This is a genomic window from Kitasatospora sp. NPDC059146, from assembly GCF_042786665.1.
In the GTDB taxonomy this organism is placed as follows: domain Bacteria; phylum Actinomycetota; class Actinomycetes; order Streptomycetales; family Streptomycetaceae; genus Kitasatospora.
The window spans coordinates 31,147-33,706 of sequence record NZ_JBHZCY010000049.1 but is presented as its reverse complement, the minus strand read 5'-3'; the positions used below and the strand labels follow the sequence as shown (position 1 = coordinate 33,706).

The window sequence follows — 2,560 nt, the reverse complement described above, 5'->3', positions numbered from 1 at the left end:
GGACCGGCTACCGCTTCTGCCGGGGCTGCTTGATCTTGATGTACCCCGCCCGCGGATGCCCGACGACGGTGAGCGTCGGCAGGGCCGGGTCGGTCGGCGCGGTGGCCTTGTTGGTGATGTGGGCGGTGTTGGTGCTCGCCCCGTCGATCCGCACCGCCCAGCCCGGCGGGACGATCAGCTGGATGCCGCCCGTGCCGCAGCTCGCCTCGACGGTGACCTCCCGGTGAGCGCAGGCGGCCTCGGTGAAGTCGATCACGATGCTCAGCATCTTGCACTCGGCGACGACCCTGCGCGGGACCGTCCACCGTCCGGCCTGTTTGATGTTGCCCAGGTGGGTCTTGAGGACGAGCGTCTCCGCATCGCCACCGGCCGGGGATCCGGACGGCCGCTCCTGCGGCAGATCGGCCACCAGGACGTCGAGTTGGGCGTACGTCCTGGCCTGGTAGGCCAGGTCGAGCCGCTCCTGGAACTCGGCCAGGTCGATCCGGCCCTCCCCCGCGGCGGCCCGCAGCCGCTCGGCCACGGCCTCCCGGTCGGCGTCCCCGGCCCGTGGCTCCACCGCGCCCTGCGACGTCACCGATTCCGTTCCCTGCGCCCCCTTGATCATGATCGAACTGTAGCCGCGCGTACGGAGCGCCCGCGAGCGGCCCCGGATCTCCGGAAGCCGGGTGTCGGCGTGGCGATGAGTTTTCCGGCCCCGACCGGTCTACATCTCGACGGGACCGACCGACCTCACCAGGAGTACAGCCATGGGCCTCATCCACATCGAGATGTTCGCGACCCTCGACCTCGTCGGCCAGGCGCCCGGCGGGCCCGACGAGGACCCGGAGGGGTTCCCGTTCGGCGGCTGGCAGGCGCCGCTGCTGAACGAGGCCACCGGGGCGCAGATCCTCGCCGCGTACGAGGGCACGGACGCGCTGCTGCTCGGCCGGCGCACGTACGACCTCTTCGCCGCCTACTGGCCGCAGCAGAAGGAGGGCGAGATCGCCGAGTTGTTCAACCGCGTCCCGAAGTACGTGGCCTCCCGGGGCACGACCGGGCTCCCGTGGGCCGGCTCCACCCGGCTGGGCCCCGACCTGGCCGGCGCGGTGCGCGAGATCCGCGACCGGCACGAGCACGTGAAGGTCGTCGGGAGCCTGAACCTGGTGCAGACCCTCCTGCGCGAGAGGCTCTTCGACCGCCTCGACCTCTGGGTGCACCCGATCGTGCTCGGCGTCGGGAAGAAGGTCTTCGAGGAGGGCGCGGTGCCCACGAACCTCACGCTCCTCGAACCCCCGGTGGCCGGCCCCCAGGGCACCGTCTACCTGCGGTACGGGCTCGCCGAGGGCACGCCCAGGACGGGCGACATGAGCCTGCCCGACCGCGGTCTCGGGGACGACGGGGCCCGGTGACCCGATGACCGCCGCCCACACCGCCGTGCGCGCCGCCGTCCACGCCAACGGGGTCGTCTCGGGCACCGAGTCGTTCGGTGCCGACGACGCGCCGCTCGTCCTGCTCGTGGGCGGGCCGACGATGCTGTCCTGGCCCGACGCCCTCTGCGAACGCCTCGCCGCCGGCGGGCGCCGGGTGGTGCGCTACGACCTGCGCGACAGCGGGGCGTCGACGACGGTGGACCCGCAGGCGCCCGGCTACACCCTGCGCGACCTCGCCGCCGACGCCGCCGCCCTGACCGCCGCCCTGGCCGGCGCGCTCGGCGGCGGCGGAAGGCCCGCGCACCTCGCGGGGATCGGCGTCGGCGGCATGGTCGCCCAGGTGGCCGCGCTCGACCACCCGGAGGCGTTCTGCGCCCTCACCCTGGTCGGCACCCGCGCGGTAGCCCCCGGCCCGCCCGACGACGACCTCCCCGACCACGACCCGGCGACGATGAGCCGACTGTTCGCCCGTCCCGCGCCGGACTGGAGCAGCCGCACGGCGGTGGCGGAGTTCGCCGCCGCCGGCGCGGAGATCCTCGGCAACGACCCCGGCACCGCCCGCGCGACCGCCGCGCGCATCTGGGACCGTACGCCCGGCACCGCTCCCCCGGTCCAACTGGCCAACCAGCTGGGCCTGGTGTTCGCCACGCTCGACTGCGCACCCCGCTGGCGCGAGCGCCTGCCCGGGATCCGGGTCCCCACGCTCGTCGTCCACGGCCGCCGCGACCCGTTCTTCCCCCTCGGCAACGGCGAGGCGCTCGCCCGCGAGATCCCCGGGGCCCGGCTGCTCGTCCTCCCGGAGGCCGCCACCGCGATCCCCGACGCGGCGGTCGGCGAGGTGACCGGGGCGATGCTCGCGCTCGGACCGGGGTGAGGCAGGGTGGGTGGGCGCACTCGACGAACCGACCCCCGGCCCCGGCCACCCGGGACGAACTGAGGCGGCTCTCCGACCGGTACCAGCCCTCCCTCGACCGGGACGACCCGGGCGGCCCCTCCCCCTGGACCCCGGAGCGGTGGGAGTCGTTCCGCACCGCCACCGACGCCGCCCTGGCGGCACTGCGCCACGACCTGGGCGCCGCCTGGACGGTCACTGACCGCAGGAGCTGAACCCGGGAGCGACGGGCGGACCGACGGACGGGAACGACGGC

At 74.9% G+C, this 2,560-nt stretch carries 4 protein-coding genes; 3 read left to right on the top strand and 1 reads right to left on the bottom strand.

The genetic code is table 11. From position 1 onward, the window contains the following. Nucleotides 1-7 precede the first annotated feature (7 nt). Nucleotides 8-607, bottom strand: coding sequence for a DUF1707 domain-containing protein (locus ACFXPX_RS21560; protein ID WP_380528458.1), 600 nt, complete (start codon nucleotides 605-607; stop codon nucleotides 8-10). Nucleotides 608-749: 142 nt separating this feature from the next. On the opposite strand from ACFXPX_RS21560, the gene ACFXPX_RS21555 reads away from it, so the two are divergent. Genes ACFXPX_RS21555 through ACFXPX_RS21545 form a run of 3 tightly spaced genes read left to right on the top strand, consistent with a single transcriptional unit; the run spans nucleotide 750 to nucleotide 2,519 of the window. Continuing rightward, the gene (locus tag ACFXPX_RS21555; protein WP_380642800.1) at nucleotides 750-1,391 is read left to right on the top strand and encodes a dihydrofolate reductase family protein; all 642 of its coding nucleotides are present in this window, start codon (nucleotides 750-752) and stop codon (nucleotides 1,389-1,391) included. A 4-nt stretch (nucleotides 1,392-1,395) separates the two neighbouring features. Continuing rightward, nucleotides 1,396-2,286 carry an alpha/beta fold hydrolase gene (locus ACFXPX_RS21550; RefSeq protein WP_380642798.1) on the top strand — a complete coding sequence of 297 codons (891 nt, stop codon included), beginning with the start codon at nucleotides 1,396-1,398 and terminating at the stop codon, nucleotides 2,284-2,286. Next, nucleotides 2,283-2,519, top strand: coding sequence for a hypothetical protein (locus tag ACFXPX_RS21545; RefSeq protein WP_380642796.1), 237 nt, complete (start codon nucleotides 2,283-2,285; stop codon nucleotides 2,517-2,519). The genes ACFXPX_RS21550 and ACFXPX_RS21545 overlap by 4 nt, the downstream gene beginning before the upstream one ends. The last annotated feature ends 41 nt before the right edge of the window (nucleotides 2,520-2,560 follow it).

What these genes read in the sequence shown, in the direction of transcription:
- ACFXPX_RS21560 (WP_380528458.1), bottom strand. Translation starts at nt 607, where the DNA reads ATGATCAAGGGGGCGCAGGGAACGGAATCGGTGACGTCGCAGGGCGCG.
- ACFXPX_RS21555 (WP_380642800.1), top strand. Translation starts at nt 750, where the DNA reads ATGGGCCTCATCCACATCGAGATGTTCGCGACCCTCGACCTCGTCGGC.
- ACFXPX_RS21550 (WP_380642798.1), top strand. Translation starts at nt 1,396, where the DNA reads ATGACCGCCGCCCACACCGCCGTGCGCGCCGCCGTCCACGCCAACGGG.